This is a genomic window from Caproicibacter sp. (assembly GCF_046707225.1).
Classification (GTDB): domain Bacteria; phylum Bacillota; class Clostridia; order Oscillospirales; family Acutalibacteraceae; genus Caproicibacter.
The window spans coordinates 12404-28739 of sequence record NZ_JBJKOP010000006.1 but is presented as its reverse complement, the minus strand read 5'-3'; the positions used below and the strand labels follow the sequence as shown (position 1 = coordinate 28739).

The window sequence follows — 16336 nt, the reverse complement described above, 5'->3', positions numbered from 1 at the left end:
TTTTATGCGATGCTTAAAGGCGGAGCTTAGCACTGCCGTGTCTGTTTGACCGTTTATCTCGCAGAATTTTCAACAAAAATATCGAAATCGCTGACTTTTCAACAGAAAAAGGAGCTGCCCCAAAACTCTCGTTTTGCAACAGCCCCTGATTTCACATCTTATGGGAATCCTCAATTTTGAATCGAGATGACAATGAAATGAACCCCTGTCGCCTGGTTCCTCTTACCCCGGAACACCTTCCGGAGCTGTACCGCTGGGTGCTGGAGGAAAAACATCATGAGTTTTATTCCTGCCGGCCGGTACTCACGCCCGCTTCTTTTCAGGAATACCGGGAAAAGTGGCTTTCCCTTCTGGAAGATAAAAACGCCCGGCACTTCGTGTTTCTCTCCGGCGGCGAATTGATCGGGAAAATCGATCTGTTCGACTACAACCCGCGAAACCGAAGCGCCGAATTCGGGTATTACCTGCCGGAGCAGGACCGTTCCCGCGGTTTGGGAAGTATCCTGCTGCGCGCCTTTTTGACCGCCGTGTTCGAGGACAGGGACCTCAACCTGAACAAGGTGTACGCCACCACCGCTTCCAATAATTTTCGCTCCGTCGGTCTGCTGCAAAAATACGGCTTTCACCTGGACGGCAGAATGCGGGAGCATTACCGAATCGGGGAAGCGTGGTTCGACCAGTTGATCTGCTCCCTTTTCAAAGCGGAGTGGGATGAAATTTGTCGAACAGGGCATTGACAAATGCTTCCAGCCGGGTTATGATAATTCCCGTATGAAACAATTCGGAATGGATACAGGGAGGGATGACAGATTTGACAGAAAAGGAAAAGATGCTTTCCGGGCTTCCCTATATCGGGGATCAGGCTCTTGCCCGGGAACACCGCCGGGCTGCGGACCTGCTTTACGATTTTAACCACACCCGTCCGTCGGAAGAGGAGAAACGGACCGGGCTGCTGCGGGAGCTGTTCGGCTCCGTGGGGGAGAGCTTTTGGGTGGAGCCGCCGTTCCGCTGCGACTACGGCGGCAATATCTCTGTCGGGAACCATTTCTACGCGAACTACAACTGCGTGTTCCTCGACTGCGCGAAAATCACGATCGGAAGCCACGCCTTCTTCGCGCCGGGGGTCAGCCTTTACACGGCGGGGCACCCCGTTCATCGGGAACCGCGCAACAGACTGGTGGAGTACGCATTGCCCATCACCATCGGCGACAGCGTTTGGCTGGGCGGCGGAGTCATCGTGTGCCCGGGCGTCACCATCGGGGATGGGGCGGTCGTCGGCGCCGGCAGCGTCGTAACGCACGACATTCCGAAAAATGTGGTCGCAGCGGGGAATCCCTGCCGGGTTCTTCGCGCGATTACGGAGGAGGACCGCCGCTATTACTGCAAGCGCCGGCCTCTGCCGGACGGCGATCCCCGGTCTGCGGAGTTTTCCGCGGAGCCGGTTTAAATGTGATGATGATTCGGCAGCGCCGAAGGGTTTACGTGGATCATGCAGTGTTTCACCGCCGCGACGTTCCCCTCGATTTCATTGTGAATGCTTTCGGCAACCGCGTGGGAATGCTCAAATGTGGCGTTCCGGTCAACGGTGATTTCCAGATCGACGTAGATTTTAGACCCGTACTGCCGGGTTTTCAGCGCGTCGATCGCCAGCACATCCCGGTTGCTTTTCGCAATCCGTTCGATTTTCCCAACCGTTTCCGGCGGGCATGCGGCGTCGATCAGCTTCGCGCACGCGTCCGCGCAGATGTCCCAAGCCGCTTTGAAAATAAAGAGGGAAATCACCAGACAGGCGACCGAGTCGACGACCGGATACCCCAGACGGATTCCGGCGACGCCGATCAGGCTGCCGACGGAGGACATCGCGTCGGAGCGGTGGTGCCACGCATCCGCCGCCATGGAGGAGGAACGGATTTTTTTCGCGCATTTGATGGTAAATCGGTACATCCATTCCTTGGAACCGATTGAAACGGCAGCCGCGCCCATGGCGAACGCGTTCATCAGCGAATTCTGCGGCAGCGCCGCCACAGGGTGCAGCAGCTTTTGAACCCCGTCCCAGCCGATGCCGCCGCCGATGCCGAACAGCATCAGGCCCAGCAGGAACGCGATGATACATTCGATTTTTTCATGTCCGTACGGGTGGCCGGAATCGGACGGTTTATTCGAAATGCGGATGCCGATCAAGACGATGAGCGTGCTGAAAATATCCGTCAGCGAATGCACCGCGTCGGAAAGCAGGCTCGCGGATGCGATTTTCAGACCGAACAGCCCTTTTATGGCAAACAGAAACAGATTGACCAGCATGCTTTGAATCGAAATCCGATCCGCCATGCGGGATTCCTGCGGGGTCAAGGCGATCATCTCCCAAGTGCGAAACGCATGATTTTTCATGCTGTTCCCATACTATGAAAGATGTTGTTTGGTTGACAGAAAAAGAAAGAGGGGCCTGAAATCTTTTTTCACAAAGATCAGGCCTCTTTCTATTCATTTTTTAGAGTGGAAACAAATTTATTCGTTTTAGGTATTAATTATATTATTTTTCTGCCGATAAAGGAAATGATAGAAGAATGTAAACTCTTTTAAGGACCTTCTTAATAAAACGACTCCTCGCTATATGGATGCCAATGATATTGCACTTGGACCACATTATTTGGTAATTGATTTGGAATCGAATACAATCATCGATTTTGCAAGTAATTTCAATTATTGGTATGGAAGCGGGAGCAGAACTTTTTCCGGTACAATTACCGCTTCCGGTATTTAATTGAAATGAGGAAAAAGAGATGAAAATCACATCCTGCTCAAATTGGCTGAGCATGCTGCCCACAGCTGCCAATCAGGCAAAAAACATCACGGGTACGCTGCGACAGCTTTCCGACGACGCCGTTTCAGCCTCCACCTCTTCCGGTTGCTGCCAGAAAGTTCATTTCCTCGGAAGCCTGGACGCTTCGGACAATGATTATACCGCCCAGGATGCGCTGGAACAGCAATGGTACGCGCAGAGCAAAGTGTCCCTAGACTTTAGCGAGGCCCCGGAAAATCAGCCGTCGATTCAGATAACCCTGGAACCGAGCCAGTCGGACCTTGACGCGCTCCGCACAAAACTGAGAACTGATGGTCTGGATTCTGGTGTTGACTGGTCCGAGTTGGACTTTGCTTTTTCCGCGCTTCATTTCGACACAACAAACAATATGAATTGTTTTCAACCGGAGGAACTTGGCACAAAATTAGATTATTTGACCTCCCGCTACGCATATCTAAAAACGACTTTCTCTTCCGATTCCTCCGAAGACGCCATGGAACAGGGGCAAAAGCTGAATGATCTTTATCAAACAACACTGAACCATCTGGCGTCAACTTACGCGGATGGGGTCGGCGGTTTTCTGGAGAACAACGGAGCCGGGGGAGAAACGCAGAAATTCTATGACAGCATTCTCGCGCAGGCCGATCGCCTGACAAATCAATATTCAGATTATCTAAGCAGCCACGCGGACTACGCCGGGCTGAGCGATTCTCCCGACCAGTGGCTTTCCTCCGATGACGCTTATATGGCGGCGCGGCTTAGAGATGCCGTTCAGACCGACTCCGGCAAAGCCGCCGCCAACACTGCCTATTCGATTAACGACATGGAACTGGCCGGTAAATACGCGCAGCAACTCACCGGCCAATTTACGTCCATAAATAATAACAGCGAAGCGGTGCTCACTGAAAACGAGGAAAGTATTGGACTGGACTGCGCCTCGCTTGCCATGAAGGTGAATGTTTTTATAGAACAAAGTGGAATGGGCGGCACGATGGCGGACACCATAAATTCTTCTTTCAGCGGATATCTGGAAAACTACCTGAATCAAATGAATGAGCAGCTACAAGCGCAGCCCAGACTGTATGCCGAAGACGAACGCGGGTTTTCTTCCCTTCAGAAAGATCAGGTTTTGGCAGTCTTCCGGCACACCATGTCCGCTTATCACGAAAGTGGGGACGCATTGCAGGCCATTCTCGCGGGCGCAAATTACGGCGGAGCCATCTACGCGCAAAAAAGAGAAAGCGCGGAATACGACGGAATCTACCGTTACTCCGAAAAGTTCGAAACCTCCTATTGGGAGAACTTTTCCACCGCGCCTAACCAAATCACGTCCTACGACGATTCTTCTTCAACCTTTCAAAAATACGATGCAAACTGGTCCGCGTTTCTGGTTTCCCTTCACAGCGGCGACGTTGATAATATTGATTTTTACCTTGGGAACCGTGGACGGCTGTCCGTCACCAGAACGATCCCTCAGACAGTTCCGGAAAAGCTGAATATTATTGCATAATCGATAAAACGGCCATGGGTACACAACCCGGGCCGTTTTTACAGACTTCTTTTATTCTTTTTCCAAAATCGTTCCACCGCCCAGCACCGTGTCCCCGTCGTAAAAGACGACGGCCTGTCCCGGCGCGACCGATTTCTGCGGAGACTCAAACTCCACGCGGACGCGCCCGTCCGAAAGCGGAGACAGCGCCGCGTTCGCGGGCGCCGCGGAATAGCGCACCTTGACCTGCGCCCGGGTTTCTTTTTCCAAGGCATCGAATGGAATCAGATTGATGTCCCCGGCCGTCAGGGCATGCGCGTAGCGCTCCTGTTCCCCGCCGAGCGTGACCGTGTTATGTTCCGCGTCGATCCCCGTTACGTACATCGGCTTTCCAAAGGACATCCCAAGCCCCTTGCGCTGACCGACCGTGTAGCGGGTCACGCCCCGGTGGCGGCCGATGACGTTTCCCGTTTCATCGAGAAAGTCGCCCGGCTTTGCGGCGCGGCCGGTGTACCGTTCGAGGAAAGCGCCGTAATTGTTATCCTCTACAAAACAGATTTCCTGGCTGTCCCGCTTTTTCGCGACGGTCAGCCCGGCTTCCTCCGCCATTCTGCGGATTTCCGGCTTCGGATAGTTCCCGACGGGCAGCAGCGTATGGGCGAGCTGCCGCTGCGTCAGCATGTACAGCACGTAGCTCTGATCCTTGGCGGCGGGCGATTTTTTCAGCAGCCACCGCCCCCGCGGCGTTTGTTCGATCAGCGCGTAGTGCCCGGTCGCAATGTAATCGAAGCCCAGCAACTCGGCGCGGTCCAGCATCGCGCTGAATTTGATGTGCCGGTTGCACGCGACGCAGGGGTTCGGCGTTTTCCCGGCCTCGTACTGTGCCGCGAACGGAGCGATCACGTCCCGCTCGAACAGCTCCTTGAAATTCAGCACCATATGGTCAATTCCCAGCTTGTAGCAGACGCGGCGCGCATCCTCAATATCCGCGAGCGAACAGCAGCCGCCCTCGCGCTCGGGCATCAGCCCGTCCGGGCTCAGGCGCAGCGTAACGCCGGTAACTTCGTACCCGGCTTTCTGCAAAAGCAGAGCGGCGACCGAACTGTCGACGCCGCCGCTCATTCCCAGCATGACTTTTCGCTTCATTTATAAAATCGGGTCGTCGGCGGCCGCTTCATCCGCGCCGTCCGGTTCGGCACTGAAGGTACGGAAGAAATCATCCCCGTCGTCCGACGCGCATTCGGCGCAGGCACACTCGTCCCCGCAAACCTCCTCTTCGTCATCCACACCGGCCGGAACCATCATTTCATCCAGCTTCATGAAAGCGCGTTTCAGCCTGCGGTCGGCGTTGTCCACGGCGACGCAAAGCGGCTCGGTGCGTTCGTTTGTAGAATCCCGCATATTATCATAATAATATTTGCCCAGCTCGATGTAAGAGCGGGCCTGAATTTCCTTTTCATTGCGGATGACGATTTTCAGCCGGTTGATAATGGCGGCCCTGCGGTTTTTATCCACGACGAAATTGACCGCTTTCGTCACGGAATCGGTGACATTTTTAAACACTTCCATTCGGATACCTCCTGCCGCGAATGCGGTTTTACATGATTTAGTCCTATTATACCTCAAAAGACGCTTCAGCAACAGTATTATTTCATCTATTCCTTTTTTTATGTCAGTGTGTTATAATAACAAAATACGCAAAGAATAAGGAGATAGCGGGAATGTCGACGCAAATAACCGAAGAGATCAGCTGCCCGCGGTGCGGCGCGGCTGTCAAAACGGAACTGTGGCCGGGGGCCGATGCCGCCCGGAACCCGGAACTGAAGGCGCGCGTGCTGGACGAGTCCATGTTTGACTGGAAATGCCCGGAATGCGGCTACGCGGCCCGTTTTTTATATCCCTTCCTGTACCACGATCCGGAGCGGAAATTCATGGTGTACCTTTCGCCGACCGGAGACGGCTGCGAGGCGGTTTCGATGGAATCGGAATTTCCCCAGTTGACCGGCGTTGTTAAACGGCTGGTCACCACGCCGGAGTCGTTAAAGGAAAAGATCCTGATTTTTGAAGCGGGGCTGGACGACCGCGCGGTGGAACTGGTGAAATTCGCTCTTGCGGGCGTTCTGAATAAAAAACACGGTAAAAAAACAGCGGCCGGTTATTTCTGTTACGCGGACGAAACGGAAAACGAAATCGGTTTTTCTTTTTTGTTTGAAGGGGAAACAGAGCCCGTGCGAAGGAACACCAGAATGGACGCATACCGCAAATCGCTGGAAATTGTAGAGGGCGCCGGTTCTGTCGGCGACGATGGCTTTTTCCCGGTTGACGGAATTACGGCGCAGAAAATTTTGGACGAGTACCGCGAAAGCGACGACTGACGGATTGGGGCGTAAAGGAAAAACATGTGCGGACTATGCGGATTTACAGGCGAAGTAATCGACCGCGACGCGGTCATTAAAAACATGACGGATGTGATTACGCACCGGGGGCCCGATTCCAGCGGAATCTACTCCGACGCCGATATTTCGATGGGGTTCCGTCGGCTGAGCATTATTGACCTGGACCAGGGCAGCCAGCCGATTTACAACGAAGACAAATCGATGGTGCTCATGTTCAACGGCGAAATTTACAACTATCAGCAGCTCCGCGAAATTCTGATTGCGAAAGGCCACCGGTTCTGCACAAAAACCGACAGCGAGGTTTTGCTGCACGGGTTTGAGGAATGGCGCGAGGAACTGCTGAACAAGCTGCGCGGCATGTTTGCGTTTGCCATCTGGAACAAAAACGAGAAAAGCCTGTTTTTGGCGCGGGACTTCTTCGGCATTAAGCCGATGCATTACACGCAGGTCGGCGGCAGCTTCGTCTACGGCTCCGAAATCAAAAGCATTCTGGAATTTCCGGGATTTGAGAAAAAGCTGAATTTGAATGCCCTGAACAATTACATCAGCTTTGAGTATCCGGTTCCTCCGGAGACGTTTTTTGAAAACGTCTCTTGCCTGATGCCGGCCCACTACCTTTGGTACCGCAACGGCGAAGTGGAAATCAAGCGCTATTGGGAACCGAAATTCGAACCGGACGAAACCATGACGGAGGAGCAGGCCGTCGACGAGATCGACAAGGTTTTCGAGGATTCCGTCGCGGCGCACCGCATCAGCGACGTGGAGGTCGGGTGTTTTCTTTCCAGCGGCGTGGATTCCAGCTATGTCGCGACGTATTTCACCGGCCAGAAAACGTTTACGGTCGGCTTCGGCGAGGACGAAAAATACAACGAAATCGGCTACGCGAAGGATCTTTCCTCCCAAATCGGAGTCGAGCATCATTTTAAAACGATTTCTCCGGACGAATACTGGGGGAACATCCGCAAGGTCATGTACCATATGGATCAGCCTTTGGCGGACGCTTCCTGCATCGCGCTTTATTTTGTGTCGAAAATCGCGAGCGAATACGTCAAAGTGGTTCTTTCGGGCGAAGGCTCGGACGAGCTGTTCGGCGGCTACAACATCTACCACGAGCCGGACGATCTGGCGGCTTACCGCCGTTTGCCGCTCGGGCTGAGGAAGGCGCTCGCCTCATTTGTACAAAAGCTGCCGTTTTCTTTTAAGGGAAAGAATTTTCTGATTCGCGGCTCTAAAACCACCGAGGAAACCTTTATCGGCAACAACAGCCTGTTCACCATGGCGGAAAAGCGCCGTCTGCTGAAAGACGGCATTCCCGCGACCCGCCCGCAGAAGCTGACCCGCCCGTGGTACGACCGGGTGCAGGGCAAGGATGATGTGACGAAGATGCAGTATCTGGACATCAACGTCTGGATGGTCGGGGACATCCTGTTAAAGGCCGACCGCATGAGCATGGCGAACTCCCTTGAGCTGCGCGTGCCGTTTTTGGACCGCAAGCTCTTCGCCGTCGCCTCCCGCATTCCGCGCAGGCTGAAGGTCAACCCGCAGAACACCAAATACGCTCTGCGCAAAGCAGCGCTGCGCCATCTGCCGGAAGCGACCGCCCAAAAGAAAAAGCTCGGTTTCCCGGTGCCGATCCGCGTCTGGCTGCGGGAGGAAAAGTACAGCGGGATCGTGCGGCAGGCATTTACCTCCGAAACGGCGGGGAAGTTTTTCAATACCGACTTTCTGACCGGCCTGCTTGACAGCCACATGCAGGGCAAGTGCGACAACAGCCGCAAAATCTGGACGGTTTTTATCTTTCTAGTCTGGTACGATATTTATTTTAACGGCGCGTCCCATGAGCCGGGCGAGCTGCCGGTCGTAAAATAATCGATTTTGGACTCTTCGGAACTTCCGGAGAGTCTTGTTTTTTTCATCGGGGCGGGATATAATAAAACAAGAATCGTTATTATATATTTAGAAAGTGAGGGATTTTTATGAATTTATTCGATCTGACCGGGAAGGTTGCCGTTGTCACGGGGGCTTCCAGCGGGCTGGGGGCCGACGCGGCGAGAGCTTACGCCGCGCAGGACGCCGATGTTGCGCTGCTGGCCCGGCGCAGGGAAAAGCTGGACGCCGTGGTGAAAGAAATCGAGGCAATGGGCCGGAAGGCGCTTGCGGTGCCTTGCGACGTTTCCAAAGAAGACAGCGTCAAGGCCGCCGTGGAGCAGGTGCTCGGCGCGTTCGGGAAAATCGATATTCTTTTAAACGACGCGGGAATCGCGCAGGGCGGGTCCGTCGAAACGCTGACCGAAGACCAGTGGGACCGCTCCATGGATGTCAATGTGAAGGGCATCTATCTGATGTGCAAATATGTGGTTCCCGGTATGAGGGAGCGCAAATACGGCAGAATCGTCAATATCGCCTCCGTTAACGCCATCCTTGCGGATAAGGCGGACGCGCTGGTCCGCCATGTTTACAACACCTCGAAAGCCGCCGTGCTCGGCCTGACCAAAGGAATGGCGGCAAGCTACGCCAGGGACGGAATCACGGTCAACGCGCTCGGTCCCGGGCTGTTCGAGTCCGAAATGACCGAAAACACGCTGTTTAAGCACGAGGCGTTCATGAACATGTACAATTCCCTCTGCCCGGCTTCCCGGCCGGGAGCAAGGGGCGAGCTGAACGGGCCGGTGCTGTTCTTTTCCTCCGATGCGTGCAGCTACACAACGGGCCAGTTTATCGTGGTGGACGGCGGCTTTTCCATCACATAACAATGCGAAAAAGCAAAAGGGGCTGCTGCACCATGAATTTGCGTTAGCAAATCAGCAGCGCCGAAAATAAGAAAATGCGCCTTAAAACGGCTATTATAGCCTGATTAAGACGCATTTTTTGCGAGGTTTTCAGATGAGCCGCAACAGCCCGTTTTGTCCGCCGGTGCGGCGGAAAGGCCGCGCGATCCGTCCGGAAAGACCTTTTTACAAAGCGCTGCAAGACCTTCCCGGTCCATCGGCACGCCGGTGGTGTAGACGCGCATGGCGAGGGAGGAATCCCCGGACTCGCTTTGGTAATGAATGACCGGGGAAAGGCTAAATCAGCTCCAGATGTTTTAAACCCCGCTCGATTCCGTCCTCAAAAATCGGGGAGGTTACATAATCGGCCTTTTCCTTAACCTCGTCGACGGCGTTGCCCATCGCGACGGCGCATCCGACCGCGCCCATCATCGTGATGTCGTTGTAGCCGTCCCCGAACGCGACCGTATCCTCTTTCGGAATGCCGGTGTGGGAAAGAAATGCTTCGATCCCCTTCGCTTTGTCCCATTCCAGAAAGCTCATGTCGCTGGTCAGCCCGCCCGGGTGCCGGTTGACGATCATGCCGCCGGTGAACGCGCCGGCGCACCGTTCAAAGTCCTCGTCCGTTTCAAAGATGAAGTCCATCATACCCGATTCCACCTGCTCCGGTTCCCAGCTCGCAACCAGAAAATCGGGCAGGCCGTAAATCTCTTCCATCTGGCTGAAAAACCTGTCCGGCACATTGCGCGCCCAGCCGTGGTGCTTGCCGACGAAAACATAGCTGCACCCGAACGAGTCGAAATGGGAGATCAGGCTGCGGATTCGCTCGGTCGGCAGCAGACGGTCCACTACGGTTTCGCCGTCAAAGACCACATGCGCTCCGTTTTGCGCGACATAGCTTTGAAACAGACCGGGGAAAAATTTGTGGATAAACGCCTCCTGCCGGCCGGAGCAAATCGCGATGCGGTGACCGTTTTTACGAAGCGCGTCCAGGGCGCGCAGGGCGCTTTCCGGAACCTGAAAACGCCGGCCGTTTCTGTTCCCGAGCAGAGTGCCGTCAATATCGAAAAACACGGTTTTTTTGTTCATTTTTTCCTCCTGATATGTATACAATCCGCGCCGCGGGCGAAACTAAACCCGAGGTGTTTTCAATGGATTTTGTTTGGGCGTTTCTCATCGGCGGCGCGATCTGCGTCGTTGGGCAGATTCTGATTGATTTTACCAAAATGACGCCGGCAAGGATTCTGGTCACGTTCGTGACCGTGGGCGTTGTTCTGGGCGCGCTGGGCGTCTACGAGCCGCTGGTGGATTTCGCCGGCTGCGGGGCGACCGTTCCGCTGACCGGCTTTGGGTATTTGATGGCGAAAGGCACGCTGGAAGCCGTCAGGGAACACGGCCTGCTGGGCGTGTTCTCAGGCGGAGTGACGGCGGGGGCAGCCGGAATCGCGGCTGCGGTGTTCTTCGGCTACCTGGCCGCTTTGTTTTCAAAATCGGGGGATAAAAGCTAATCCCGCGTTCCAGTACGCGAAAGCGGGGTACCGCTACGCGAGTCTTGCATGGCGGGTTTTTCGGATCGTCAGCGGAAGCTTTCTGTTTACCGTTCTTTGGCAAATTGCAAAATATGTGTACCGCCTTGCCAAACGATATGCGCAACGAAAAAGAAGAAGGCGGGTGCGGATGCAGCAGGCCGGCAGGCGGCCGTAAAATGCAAAACGGACAGGCCTCTAAAACCTGTCCGCATGAACGCAGCGCCGCATCGGATTCTTACTGGATGGAACAGTCAAGATAATGCTCAAGCTCTTCCTCGTCTTTCTTTTTCTTTTCGAAAAAAAGAACGACGGCGACCGCCACGGCGACCATTGCGGCGATCGAGGACAAAATGGTAAGCAGCAGATTCAGCTTTCCTGTATTCTTCAAAACGAGCACCTCCGTATGCACGATGGCTTCAAATCCGTCCGTATTCATGATAATCAAAAACCGGGAAAATGTCAACTTGTCCGGAAGGGAAACGAACGGATAGTAAAAAAGCAGGGCATGCCGCTCTGCTTTTGCTTTACGCGAGGGGAAGGATTACGCCTTCGCCGCGTTCAGTTTGCCGGCAAGCGCCGATTTTTTCCTTGCCGCGTTGTTCTTGTGCAGAATTCCCTTAGCCACGGCCTGGTCGATCTTTTTCACAGCGACTTTCACCGCTTCCGCACTGGTTGCGTCGCCGTTTTCCACAGCGAGAACGGCCTTCTTTATATCCGTCTTCAGTTCCGCGGTCGCGGACTTGTTAATCAGAGTTTTTGTGGCGATGACTCTTACACGCTTTTTGGCTGATTTGATATTTGGCATCGTTCTACCTCCTTTGTGCATAGTTTTACAATTCATATTATCATTGATACAAAGAAAAAGCAAGTAATTTTTTGAAAGAAGGGAAGATTGGAATGAACTTCCGCACAGACCTTGCTCTGGAATCCACAGAACCCGCAAAACAGGTAAGAACGGAAAAGGACGGCTGCGTCATGACCCGGATCGACGAAAACGGGGGCACTTATGTAACAATGGAGGTGCAGGCGATCTCCGACCACATCGATTCCAACGACTCGCTGCTGAAGATGGTTGCCTCCGAGCTGGAGGCGCTTCTGCCGAAGGAGGGGATGATTCTTGCGGCGGGACTCGGCAACCGCAGTGTGACGCCGGACGCGCTCGGCCCGCTTGTTGCGGAGGAGGTGCTCGCAACGCGCTATATTAAAGGCGAGCTGGCCCGCGTCACGGGGCTGGAAGGACTGCGGCCGGTCGCGGTCATCAGCCCGGGAGTGCTCGGCTGCACCGGCATGGAGGCGTTTGAGGTGCTGCGGGCCGTCGTCGGGGAAGTGAAGCCCGCGGCGGTCATCGCGGTGGACGCTCTTGCCGCGCGCAGCCCATCGCGCCTGGGGTGCACGGTGCAGCTCAGCTCCGCCGGAATCTCGCCCGGCTCCGGGGTCGGAAATTCCCGCCCGCGTATTGACCGGAAGACGCTTGGCGTCCCGGTCGTCAGTATGGGCATCCCGACCGTGGTGGACGCCGCCACCCTCGCGGCGGACCTGCTGGGCCGGGAGGGCCCGCAGGACAAAATCGCCCCGCGCGGCGCGTCCATGATGGTGACCCCGCGCGAAGTTGACTTAATCATCAAGCGGGGCGCGCGCCTGATCGCCATGGGGATCAACCGCGCGGTGAATCCCTCGCTGAGCGTGGAGGAGTTTGAAGAGCTGACCTAGGCAGCGTGCCGCTGCATCTTCGGCCCGCCGCGGGGAACGGAGCGGGTTCGCGGCGTTGCCGGGCGGGACGGAGAGGAGCAGCTCCCGAAGTCCGCATGCAAACCCGGAGGAAACAGCGTCTTGCCCGCAGGACGGAGGGAAGAAGTTTTCTGAACCCTTTGTCTGTCACGGCAAAAGGTTCCTCGCGGCGGATCAAGCGAAATTTCCTCCGGGACCGGTTTAACCGGAAAAAGGCCGGGCTGGGCGCGGTGTTTTTATAACAAGCCGGAACAGAACGTACCCCTTGCAAGAGATGCACGGAGTTTTCGGATGCTTGCGAATCGTGGCCGCCGCAGGCGCAAACGCTTTGCGTCCATCCGGCTCGGAGGTCTGAATCCGATGTTCGCCGCATAAAAATGACTGATAACATGCGGAGGACGGATATGAAAAAGGGTAAGGAAAAATTAATGGGAATGGCGTCGGCGCTGCTGGCCGCCCTGGCGGTCGCGTGCGTGACCGTGCGCCTTCCCAGCGGATTCGGTCAAAACACGGCGGTTGCGGCGGCGGGTTTCATTCTGCCCTACGGCTCGGCGGACGGCTACCGGAGCGCGGACGAGACGGACGACACCGTCCCGTCTTCCGCCGCTCCCTCCTCAAAGGAATCAATCCCGCCGTCGTCGTCCGTCCCTTCGTCCTCGTTCCCAAGCTCCTCATCTTCGGGAAAGGAAAGTGCCGCGCCGTCCGGGACGGATTCGGTTGAAAGCGGCGTGGAGGAGATGTGCATTAACACCGGAGGCAGCAAATATGAAAACTTCTATGTTAAAAATTCGAATCGGCATCATTCGATCGACATCGGCGAAGAACTGAAAAAACAGCCGGACGTTAAAATTAAGAAAAACGCCGGGCCGCAGGTGCTGATTTACCACACGCATACGACCGAGGCCTTTGACGGAGTGACGCGGTCGACGGATAAATCGCTGAGCGTCTGTGCCGTGGGAGACGCGATTGCGAAACAGTTGGAGGACGCGGGAATCGGCGTGATTCACGACACGACCTATCACGATTATCCGGCCTACAATGGTTCCTATGGCAGGTCAATCGTGACAATGCAGAATGACCTGAAAAAATATCCCGGAATTCAGGTGACAATTGATCTTCACCGCGACGCGATGACCCGTTCCGATGGGACGCGTTTAAAGCCGACGGCGATTGTGAACGGGAAAAAAGCCGCGCAGGTGATGGTGATCTCCGGCTGCGACGACACCGGCGACCTTGGCTTCCCGGACTGGGAGTACAATATGAGGCTTGCCGTCAGGCTCCAGAAATCCATGGCGGATCTGTATCCGAATCTGGCGCGCCCGCTGAATTTCTGTGCGCGGCGGTACAACGAAAACGTGACCCACGGCTCCCTGCTGGTTGAAATCGGCACGGACGCGAATAAACTGGACGAAGCGGTTTACGGCGGAGAACTGTTTGGCAAAGCGCTTGCCGCGACTTTGTCCCAACTGAACTAGGCAGCGTACCGCTGCATCCACGCCCCGCCGTTTCGCACAGAGCTGATCGGGCACCGAGCGTGGCGGGAGAGAGGGAAGAATCTCCCGAAAACGCACCGCCGCAGCCACGCCCCGCCGTTTCGCACAGAGCTGATCTGGCACCGAGCGTGGTGGGAGAGAGGGAAGAATCTTCCGAAAACGCACCGCTGCATCCTCGCCCCGCCGTTTCGCACGGAGCGAATTGGCCGCCGGATTCGGCGGGAGAGAGGGAAGCATCTCCCGGCGTCTGCATGCCGCGGGCGCAAAAGCGCGTCTTTATCAGGAGGGAGAGAGAAAAGCGGCTTCCGGGAAAGACTGAGCCGGTTTCTTGGGCTTCGCCGAAAAGAACAAGAATGAAAAAAGACGAAAGGAAAAAAGCAGGAATGAGGCATAACCGCAATCTCAGGATTTTCATGGCTTCCATGCTGGGCACGCTCTGCGTGATCGGGCTGCTGCTGGGCCTTGCGGAGGTGGACACGCAGTGCCGCAGAATCGGATTCGGCGACAGTAAAACCCTGATTTATCAAATTACCGGCAAAAATCTGAACCTTACTTGCATTAACGGTCAGATATGCTATAATGTTTCCGTATAAAGCAAATTTACTGTGATGTATCAGTGGAGGACTTTTGATGAACCGACAGGAGAAAGTACTGTCCATTTTTATCATATTGACGATGTTGACCTTTTGGAGCTCGCTGAGCGTGTTTGCCCAGTCGGGCCAGAGCGAGCCGTATTTCCCGGACCTGGATTCCTCGCAGGCGGCGTCCGTTCCGTCTTCCAGCGCGGCTCCTCCGTCCTCCAAACCCTCCAGCGCGCCGGAGTCAAAAGCGCCCGGCTCTTCGACGGCTTCTTCTTCAAAACCCGTGAAACAAACCGGGAAGAGGGCGTCGTCTTCCGCGTCTTTCTCCTCCGGCGCATCTTCCGACGCCTCGTCCGGACTTGCTTCGGGCGTGGATTCGGGGGACGCGCTGGGCGGAATTTCCAGCCTGCCGGTCTCCAGTGAAATTTCGTTGCCAAGCGTGGGCAGCGTTTCGGAAAACGATCCGCTGAATTCGGTCGTGACGAACACGGAATCCTCCCACAGGCTGACCTGGATCGGCATCCTGTCCTGGGCCTGCATCGCGCTCGGCGTTCTTGTCGTCCTGATTGTTGTGTTCAGCAACCGGCGCCCGCCGCGCGGAATGGGACGCAAGCGTTACCGCAGACCGAAGCGCTCCCGCAAAAAAAGACTGTTAAACGACAAATATTACCGGCATATCAATCGATATTGAAAGCGGTTCAGGGAAGACGAAGGTCTTCCCTTTTTTTATCACTAAGACGCGTAAAGCAGTTTTCCCATGCGTTTGCGTTCCATCGGCAATGCAATTCTTGTTATGTCTTGATAGCTACCTATATATATATCTTGACAATATGGAAAAAGCTGGGTACCATAACAACTTAGAAAATTAAAATAAAAAAAGAGGTGATTCCGATGCAGTACGGCAGGTTCCGGCGCGGATTCAAGCTGGCAAATTGCAAGTTCCGTATCCATCAGCTGCTGATGAAGAAAAAAGCGATTCTGGGAGGTGCCGCCTTCCTGCTGATTCTGTTTGTTCTTTCGTTTTTCCCCACCTACTCGCCCGGTGACAGCGACAGGGAGGCCGCATTGTTTGCAGATCGATATGCGGACGGTTATGACCTGAGCGGTGCGAGCCTTGTGGACCGCTATGAGCAGAATGACGAGATGTTTTCGCTATATCGAAGGAAAGGAACCTGCTTTCTCGTCTGGGCGAAGAAAAGCCTGTATCCGGGGAGATATCGAATCGAAGTCGGCTCCGGTCCCGGAGGTCAGGGGGGCAAAACCTGAATGAGTTTCAAAAGTACGATTCATCCGGTTTCGTTTATATTCTGTACGGTCCCTATCGAAGTGATAAGATTGAGCTAAGGGTTGAAACAGACGCACGGTCATCCAGCATCAAAAAATTTAATTCACCCAAAGATCATACGTTTGTTGTCTATCCCAATACGCATGACGTTGCCGGCATTGAGATACTGTAATAAACCGACTGCTTACTATCCCGAACAGAAAAACGGAGAAATTATTTTCCGGTTTCCGCGCTTCTTCTTTGGGTGGCCGTTGCAAAATGAAAGTG

The 16336-nt window shown here is 54.8% G+C and carries 19 protein-coding genes; 12 read left to right on the top strand and 7 right to left on the bottom strand.

Annotated features, from left to right (window positions below):
* Nucleotides 1-197 precede the first annotated feature (197 nt).
* Together ACLQ3M_RS00540 and ACLQ3M_RS00535 are read left to right on the top strand one after the other, a co-directional pair.
* The gene (locus ACLQ3M_RS00540; RefSeq protein ID WP_411675765.1) at nucleotides 198-737 is read left to right on the top strand and encodes a GNAT family N-acetyltransferase; all 540 of its coding nucleotides are present in this window, start codon (nucleotides 198-200) and stop codon (nucleotides 735-737) included.
* Between the two features lie 74 nt (nucleotides 738-811).
* A complete protein-coding gene (locus ACLQ3M_RS00535) occupies nucleotides 812-1447 on the top strand; it encodes a sugar O-acetyltransferase (RefSeq protein ID WP_411675764.1) in 636 nt (211 codons plus the stop codon).
* Here ACLQ3M_RS00535 and ACLQ3M_RS00530 read toward each other — a convergent pair.
* A complete protein-coding gene (locus tag ACLQ3M_RS00530; RefSeq protein WP_411675763.1) occupies nucleotides 1444-2388 on the bottom strand; it encodes a cation diffusion facilitator family transporter in 945 nt (314 codons plus the stop codon). The genes ACLQ3M_RS00535 and ACLQ3M_RS00530 overlap by 4 nt on opposite strands.
* A gap of 392 nt (nucleotides 2389-2780) precedes the next feature.
* On the opposite strand from ACLQ3M_RS00530, the gene ACLQ3M_RS00525 reads away from it, so the two are divergent.
* Entirely contained in the window at nucleotides 2781-4310 is a 1530-nt protein-coding gene (locus ACLQ3M_RS00525) for a hypothetical protein (RefSeq protein ID WP_411675762.1), read from the top strand.
* A 51-nt stretch (nucleotides 4311-4361) separates the two neighbouring features.
* Here ACLQ3M_RS00525 and mnmA read toward each other — a convergent pair whose 3' ends face one another.
* Nucleotides 4362-5435 carry a tRNA 2-thiouridine(34) synthase MnmA gene (mnmA, locus tag ACLQ3M_RS00520; protein ID WP_411675761.1) on the bottom strand — a complete coding sequence of 358 codons (1074 nt, stop codon included), beginning with the start codon at nucleotides 5433-5435 and terminating at the stop codon, nucleotides 4362-4364.
* Nucleotides 5436-5858: a hypothetical protein gene (locus ACLQ3M_RS00515; protein WP_411675760.1), complete on the bottom strand. Its 423-nt coding sequence runs from the start codon at nucleotides 5856-5858 to the stop codon at nucleotides 5436-5438.
* 152 nt (nucleotides 5859-6010) lie between these two features.
* On the opposite strand from ACLQ3M_RS00515, the gene ACLQ3M_RS00510 reads away from it, so the two are divergent.
* The 3 genes from ACLQ3M_RS00510 (at nucleotide 6011) to ACLQ3M_RS00500 (ending at nucleotide 9435) form a co-directional block, all read left to right on the top strand.
* Complete coding sequence (locus ACLQ3M_RS00510) at nucleotides 6011-6664, top strand: CpXC domain-containing protein (RefSeq protein WP_411675759.1); 654 nt, start codon at nucleotides 6011-6013, stop codon at nucleotides 6662-6664.
* A gap of 24 nt (nucleotides 6665-6688) precedes the next feature.
* Nucleotides 6689-8554, top strand: a complete 1866-nt coding sequence (gene asnB, locus ACLQ3M_RS00505; RefSeq protein ID WP_411675758.1) for an asparagine synthase (glutamine-hydrolyzing) — start codon at nucleotides 6689-6691, stop codon at nucleotides 8552-8554.
* 107 nt (nucleotides 8555-8661) lie between these two features.
* Nucleotides 8662-9435, top strand: a complete 774-nt coding sequence (locus ACLQ3M_RS00500) for an SDR family NAD(P)-dependent oxidoreductase (RefSeq protein ID WP_411675757.1) — start codon at nucleotides 8662-8664, stop codon at nucleotides 9433-9435.
* Between the two features lie 104 nt (nucleotides 9436-9539).
* Here ACLQ3M_RS00500 and ACLQ3M_RS00495 read toward each other — a convergent pair whose 3' ends face one another.
* Together ACLQ3M_RS00495 and ACLQ3M_RS00490 are read right to left on the bottom strand one after the other, a co-directional pair.
* Nucleotides 9540-9698 carry a hypothetical protein gene (locus ACLQ3M_RS00495; RefSeq protein ID WP_411675756.1) on the bottom strand — a complete coding sequence of 53 codons (159 nt, stop codon included), beginning with the start codon at nucleotides 9696-9698 and terminating at the stop codon, nucleotides 9540-9542.
* A gap of 52 nt (nucleotides 9699-9750) precedes the next feature.
* Nucleotides 9751-10542 (bottom strand): HAD-IIB family hydrolase, encoded by a 792-nt coding sequence (locus ACLQ3M_RS00490; RefSeq protein ID WP_411675755.1) that lies wholly within the window; start codon nucleotides 10540-10542, stop codon nucleotides 9751-9753.
* A 62-nt stretch (nucleotides 10543-10604) separates the two neighbouring features.
* On the opposite strand from ACLQ3M_RS00490, the gene spoVAE reads away from it, so the two are divergent.
* A complete protein-coding gene (spoVAE, locus tag ACLQ3M_RS00485; protein ID WP_411675754.1) occupies nucleotides 10605-10961 on the top strand; it encodes a stage V sporulation protein AE in 357 nt (118 codons plus the stop codon).
* Nucleotides 10962-11217: 256 nt separating this feature from the next.
* On the opposite strand, the gene ACLQ3M_RS00480 is transcribed toward spoVAE, so the two are convergent.
* Entirely contained in the window at nucleotides 11218-11370 is a 153-nt protein-coding gene (locus ACLQ3M_RS00480; RefSeq protein ID WP_156991025.1) for a hypothetical protein, read from the bottom strand.
* A gap of 153 nt (nucleotides 11371-11523) precedes the next feature.
* Nucleotides 11524-11787: a 30S ribosomal protein S20 gene (gene rpsT, locus ACLQ3M_RS00475; RefSeq protein WP_411675753.1), complete on the bottom strand. Its 264-nt coding sequence runs from the start codon at nucleotides 11785-11787 to the stop codon at nucleotides 11524-11526.
* Nucleotides 11788-11879: 92 nt separating this feature from the next.
* Between rpsT and gpr the strand changes: the two genes are divergently transcribed.
* The 5 genes from gpr (at nucleotide 11880) to ACLQ3M_RS00450 (ending at nucleotide 16050) form a co-directional block, all read left to right on the top strand.
* Nucleotides 11880-12692, top strand: coding sequence for a GPR endopeptidase (gene gpr, locus ACLQ3M_RS00470; RefSeq protein WP_411675752.1), 813 nt, complete (start codon nucleotides 11880-11882; stop codon nucleotides 12690-12692).
* Between the two features lie 422 nt (nucleotides 12693-13114).
* The gene (gene spoIIP / locus ACLQ3M_RS00465) at nucleotides 13115-14185 is read left to right on the top strand and encodes a stage II sporulation protein P (RefSeq protein WP_411675751.1); all 1071 of its coding nucleotides are present in this window, start codon (nucleotides 13115-13117) and stop codon (nucleotides 14183-14185) included.
* A 401-nt stretch (nucleotides 14186-14586) separates the two neighbouring features.
* On the top strand, nucleotides 14587-14796 hold the full coding sequence (locus ACLQ3M_RS00460; protein WP_139104108.1) for a hypothetical protein: 210 nt from the start codon (nucleotides 14587-14589) through the stop codon (nucleotides 14794-14796).
* A 37-nt stretch (nucleotides 14797-14833) separates the two neighbouring features.
* Nucleotides 14834-15475, top strand: a complete 642-nt coding sequence (locus ACLQ3M_RS00455; protein WP_411675750.1) for a hypothetical protein — start codon at nucleotides 14834-14836, stop codon at nucleotides 15473-15475.
* A gap of 200 nt (nucleotides 15476-15675) precedes the next feature.
* Complete coding sequence (locus ACLQ3M_RS00450) at nucleotides 15676-16050, top strand: hypothetical protein (RefSeq protein WP_411675749.1); 375 nt, start codon at nucleotides 15676-15678, stop codon at nucleotides 16048-16050.
* The last annotated feature ends 286 nt before the right edge of the window (nucleotides 16051-16336 follow it).